The organism is Streptomyces sp. CB01635, assembly GCF_002803065.1.
GTDB lineage: Bacteria > Actinomycetota > Actinomycetes > Streptomycetales > Streptomycetaceae > Streptomyces.
In genome coordinates this window covers 1-5,808 of sequence record NZ_NNBL01000004.1, presented here as the reverse complement: position 1 = coordinate 5,808, position 5,808 = coordinate 1, and the positions used below count along the sequence as shown (strand labels likewise).

The 5,808-nt window shown below is 75.6% G+C and carries 2 protein-coding genes and 1 pseudogene; 1 reads left to right on the top strand and 2 read right to left on the bottom strand.

Annotation, left to right across the window (positions count from 1 at the left end; all coding sequences use genetic code 11):
* Together CG723_RS14995 and CG723_RS14990 are read right to left on the bottom strand one after the other, a co-directional pair.
* Positions 1–1,039 (bottom strand): annotated as a pseudogene (locus CG723_RS14995) (serine/threonine-protein kinase); the annotation flags it as partial.
* Between the two features lie 152 nt (positions 1,040–1,191).
* Positions 1,192–2,859, bottom strand: a complete 1,668-nt coding sequence (locus tag CG723_RS14990; protein WP_100593903.1) for a serine/threonine-protein kinase — start codon at positions 2,857–2,859, stop codon at positions 1,192–1,194.
* 403 nt (positions 2,860–3,262) lie between these two features.
* Between CG723_RS14990 and CG723_RS47535 the strand changes: the two genes are divergently transcribed.
* The coding region (locus CG723_RS47535) for an FHA domain-containing protein (RefSeq protein WP_234374320.1) at positions 3,263–5,808 on the top strand (2,546 nt) is incomplete at its 3' end.

Below are 5,808 nucleotides of genomic sequence, written 5' to 3'. Positions count from 1 at the left end.
GGGCGCGGGCGGTGCCGCGGGCGCCGCCCGCCAGCTCGTCGGGGGCCGGGACGCGCATCGACGTGTGTGTGTCCCTGTTCGAGTCGGCCGGGGTCGCGCCGGGGACCAGGGGGACGGCGCCGCGGCGGGCGGCGGGCGCCTCGGGCGCGGCCGGGGCGGCCTCCGGCTCCGGGTCGGGCTCGGTGTCCGGCTCGTCCACGTCGAGGGGCGCCATCCCGGCGAGCTGGGGCAGCTGCTCGCGCAGGCGGGCTCCCAGCTCCGAGGCGCGCAGACGGGACGCGGGCGCCTTGGCCAGGCACTGGACGAGGAGCTGCCACAGCTCGTCGGGGATGCCGGGCAGCGGGACGACCGTCTCCGTGACGTGCCGGCGCAGGATCGCGCCGGGGTGGCCGCCGCCGAAGGGTGTGAAGCCGGCGAGCAGTTCGTACAGGACCGTCGCCAGGGCGTAGATGTCGACGGCGGCGCGCGGCGGGAGACCCTCGATGAGTTCGGGGGCGAGGTAGTCCGGGGTGCCGATGATCTTCGTGGCGCGGGTGCGGCGCGGGGAGTCGATGAGCTTGGCGACGCCGAAGTCGGTCAGGAGCGCCGGGTGGGAGCCGCCGGGGCCGAGGGGGCCCTGCATGTCCAGGAGGACGTTCTCCGGCTTCACGTCGCGGTGCACGATCCCGGCGGCGTGCGCGGCGGCGAGGCCGTCCGCGATGTCGGCGACGATGGCGACCGCGGCCTCGGGGGCCAGGCGCCGCTCGCGGTCGAGGCGGGTGCGCAGGTCGGTGCCGCGTACGAGGTCCATGACCAGGGCGAGGTCGTTCCCGTCGACCACCAGGTCGCGGACGCCGACCACGCGCGGGTGGTCGAGGCTGAGCAGGGCCGTGCGCTCCTGGACGAAGCGGCCCACGAGCTCCTGGTCGGAGGCCAGGTCCTCACGCAACAGCTTGATGGCGACGGGCCCCTCGGGTCCCTCGCCCAGCCACACCGTGCCGGCGCTGCCGCGTCCCAGGATCTGGTTCGCGGTGTACCGGCTGCCGATCTTCCGTGCCAAGACTGCTCCTACAGACGCGTGTTGGCGCCCAAGCTACGCGGCTCGGACGCCAACCATCACATCCATGGGGGAAATCACCCCCGGAAGTCGACAAATCTCCAACCTCACGGCTGAAGCGGGGCCGTGGGGCGTTTTTCAGTTGCCGGAACCCGCTAGGCGCCGGACCCGCCGCTGCCCGAACCCCCGCCGCCAAGGTCGCCGATCCAGCCGGTGACCGTGTCGTACCAGTCCGACAGCTGGGCCCAGTAGCCCTTGCCCGTGCCGATCCAGTCCTGGAGCGGGGTGAACTCCCAGACGAGCCAGCTCACCACGAACAGCATGACGATCATGACGAGGCAGCCCTTGAGGCAGCCGAGCCCCGGGATCTTCGTCCGGTTCGCACTGCGCTGCCTCGGCTGCCGCGGCTCACGCTGCGGCGCCTGCGGCTGCGGCTGGCGGGGCTGCTGCGGCGGCGCGTACTGCTGCTGCTGGGGCTGCGGCGCGTACTGCTGTTGCTGGGGGTGCGGCTGCTGCCGGCGGGGCTGCTGGGGCGCGTACTGCTGCTGAGGCTGCTGGGGCGGCTGCTGCGGGCGCCCCTGCTGGCGCTGCGGCCGGCGGCGCAGCGGGTCTTCGTTCGGGTTCAGGTACTGGACCTGCGTCTGCTCGTTGCGGTCGCGGGCCGCCCGCATCTGGTTCTGCCAGGGGTGCGGGTCGTCCGGGTTCGCGCCCGGCTGGTGCGGCGGGACCGGCGGCATGACGGCCGTCGGGTCGGCGGCGCCCCGGTTCGGCAGGACCGAGGTGGGGTCGGCGTCGCCGGTGCCGGTGGACTGCATGACGCTCGTCGCCGCGTTCGGGTCGTACGAGCCGGCGTTGCTGGGCAGGACCTGCGTCGGGTCGGCCGCGCCGGGCACGCCCGGCACCTGCGCGGGCGCCGGGTCCGGCATCAGGAGGGCGCCTACGCCCTCGGCCGCCGCGATCTGCGCGGAGTTCGCGTGCACGCCGATGCCCTCGGCGACGGCGCGCAGGCCGCGGGCGAGGTTCTCGGCGCTGGGACGCTCCTCGGGGTTCTTGCGCAGGCAGCGCTCTATGACCGTCCACAGCGGGTCGGGCACGGTGGACGGGCGGCGCGGTTCGGCGCTCAGGTGCTGGTGCAGGACCTCGAGCGCGGAGCCGCCGGAGAACGGGGGCCGGCCGGTGACCAGCTCGTACAGCAGGATTCCGGCGCCGTAGATGTCCACCGCGCTGGTCTGCGGGCGGCCCTCGGCGGACTCCGGCGCGACGTACGCGGGCGTGCCGACGAACTCGTGGGTGCGGGTCAGGCCCGGGGAGTCGGCGAGGCGGGCGATCCCGAAGTCGGTGAGCATGGGATGCATCTCACCGCCGTCCTGCTTCAGCAGGACGTTCGCCGGCTTCAGGTCGCGGTGCACGACGCCGTCCGCGTGGCTCGCCGCGAGCGCGTCCGCGACCTGGGCGGTCAGCAAGGACGCGGCCACCGGGGAGAAGGGGCCGTTCTCGCGGAGGTAGCGGTGCAGGTCGGGGCCGTCGACCAAGTCCATGACGAGGGCGAGGAGCTCACCCTCGACGACCAGGTCGCGGGTGCGCACGATGTTGGGGTGCGTCAGGCGGAGCAGCACGGAGCGCTCGCGCAGGAAGCGCATCACGACATCCGCGTCGTTGGCGAGCTCCTCCTTGAGGACCTTGATCGCCACGGTCTCGCCGGGCTGCCCGGCAACGGCCGCCTCGGCCCCCGCGGTCTCCCGCTGGCGGGCCCGCCAGACGGTGCCCGTGGCGCCGCGTCCGAGCGGCTCCTCGAGCAGGTATTTACTGCCTACCGGCCGCACGTCATGCGCTCCCTGCTTGCTGCGTACTGGCGTACTGCTTGGTCTTGCTCGTTCTTGGGTGTTCCGACCCACTGTAGTGCCGTCGAACAACCCTTTGTCTGTTGATCTTCCGCGACTCCCCGCCCGCCACAGCCGCGTTCGACGGAAAGACGCCCGGGGTGGGCCGTTGGTTGCCGCCGGCAAGGGGGTGAGCGGTCCCAAGCGGCATCATGCAGGCACTTTTGCGGGCAGAGCCGACCAATCAAGATCACTTACGGGTGGCCGACGGGCGTGTTGTCGGTGGCAAGTGCGAGGATGCCTCTCGTACTGGCCTACGTGCCCGTTGTGCGGTGGGGGATCTGCGGTGGGGTGACCGCGGTGCAGCCCCTTCCCGGGCGCCCGCGCAGAAGGGACCGCTGACGCGATGCAGATCCGGCTGACCGTCGTAGACCCCCTGGGGACGCGCCCCGATCCGCAAGACCGCGCGGCGTCGTGCGACGTGCTGGTGACCGCCCCGGCGGGCACCGCGCTCGCCGCGGTGGCCTCCGCCCTGGTGACGGCCGTCGCGGGCGGCGAGGGCACGGCGATTCTCTACGCGGGACCCGAGCGGCTCGACGGGCAGCGCTGCACGCTGGGCGAGCCGCCGCTGACCGACGGGGCCGTGCTGTCCCTGGGTGTTCCCGCCGAGCCGGGACCCGAGATCGAGGGCGCGGCGGCGCAGCTCCATGTGGTGGCGGGGCCCGACGCGGGCGGTGTGCATCTGCTGCACGGCGGCGAGATCCGCGTGGGCCGCTCCGCGGACGCCGATGTCGCGCTCGACGACCCCGATGTGTCCCGGATGCACTGCGCTGTGACGCTCGGCACGGACGGCCGGGTGACGGTCACGGACCTGGGCTCGACGAACGGGACGACGGTCGACGGCAGCCCTGTCGGGGACCGCCCCGCCCGGCTCGCCCCCGGCGCGCTCCTGCGGCTCGGCGAGTCCACGCTGCGGCTGGCCCCCGAGGGCGCCGCGGGTTCCTCGTCGGGTTCCTCGGGGCCCATGCTGCGGACGGCGCCCGACGGCGAGGGCCACGTGCGCGTGACGGCCCCGGACCCGGGCGACTCCGGAGCCCTCTCCTCGCAGCCGGGTCTCGCGGGCGAGACCCGGCACGCGTACGGGCCCGCCGCACTTGCCGCCGGATCCGGCCCCTTCGTGCCCGAGCAGGCCGGGCCGCCCGCCGCCGAGAGCACGCCGACCCTCACCCCCGCGCGCGGGACACCCGTGCCGCGCGAGCAGCGCAGGCGCGGCGGGCTCGGCGCCTGGGCGCGGCGCCTGGCCGGCGGGCGTACGGGCGAGGACGGGTCCCCGTACGACACCGGCGCCCACCACGGCGAGCCGCCGCACGTCCCCGAGACCCTCGCCCCCGCCTCCCCCTCCTCCAGGGGATCCTCCGAGTCCTGGCCCGACGCGGCCGCGCTGCTGCTCACCGCGCTCGGCCCGGGGCCACGGCTCTGGGAGCGCGGCCCCGAGCACCCCGAGGCGCTCGCGGTGCGGCTCGGCACGGACGACCGGACGGCCCCGGACCGCACGGGGCTGCTGCCCGGCGTCCCGGTGACGGTGGGGCTGCGGGAGGCGGGCGCGCTCGGTCTCGCCGGGCCGCGGGCGCGACTGTCGGGCGTGGCCCGTTCCGTCGTCGCGCAGCTCGCGGCGCTGCACTCGCCGGACGCCCTGGAGATCGTCCTGGTCAGCACGGACCGGTCGCGCAGCGTCCAGGACCGGGCTGCCGAGTGGTCCTGGCTCGGCTGGCTCCCCCATCTGCGTCCCGCGCACGGCCAGGACTGCCGGCTCCTGCTCGCGTACGACCGCGAGCAGGCCGTGGCCCGCACGGGCGAGCTCCTGCGCCGCCTCGACGACCACATCGCCGACGAGTCACGCCGCCCGGACGCCGGGCCGGCGGCCGCCCGCGCGGGGCAGCAGCCGGCCGGCTTCGGCGCCATGGTGCCGAGGTCCCGTTCGGGTGAAGCCGCAGACGCCGGCGAGCGCGGTGGCCGGATGCCCGGGCCGTACGGGCACGCGGGCGCGGGAGGCCGGCCGGGCGACGCCCCGGCGGACGGCCACGCCGATTTCAGGCCCTCCGCCGACCGGGACGCTCGTACGACGGACCACCCCGCCGGGCACCCCGCCGCCGAGGAGACCTGGCCGCCCCGGGGCCCCGGCGCCGGGCACCGCTGGACCGGCCCGCTGACCGTCCTCGTCGTCGACGGGGACCCGGGATCGGCCGGGCTGCGCGAGGCCACCGTGCGGCTCGCGACGGAAGGCGGCCAGGCCGGGATCCATGTCATCTGTCTCGCCGAGGCCCCCGCGTCCTCGCCCGCGTCGCCGGTCACGCAGACCTATGAAATGGCGTGCGCCGTGTCGCCCGCGTTCAAGTCGTGCGGCGCCGTCGCGCTGCTCAGCGGGGATGTGGCGACGGCGCTGCGGCTGATGCGGACGTCGCACGGCCAGGTCGTCGGGCACGGCACGGTCGCCGCGATCGACGCGGTGTCGGCGGCCTGGGCCGAGCGCTTCGCGCGGGCCATCGCCCCCTTGCGCACCGACAGCGGCCCCAGCGAGCCGCACCCCAGAGTCTCCGCACCACTGCCCCAAATCACCCGTCTCCTGGACGAGTTGGGGCTCGCGCGGGCCACGCCCGCTTCCCTGATGGCCCGCTGGGCCGCCGCCGGGGACGACACGGAGGCGCTCGGCGGGCGCGCCTGGGCCGTGCTCGGCGCCGGACCGCGCGGACCGGTCGTCGTGGACCTGGCCGCCGAGGGCCCCCATCTGCTGATCGAGGGCCCGGCGGGCAGTGGCCGCACGGAGCTGCTGCGCTCGATCGCCGCGTCGCTCGCGGCGGCCGAGCGTCCCGACCGGCTCGGGCTCGTCCTCGTCGACGGGCGGGACGGTACCGGCGGCGCCGACCGGGGCGACGCGCCGTCCAGGACTTCCAC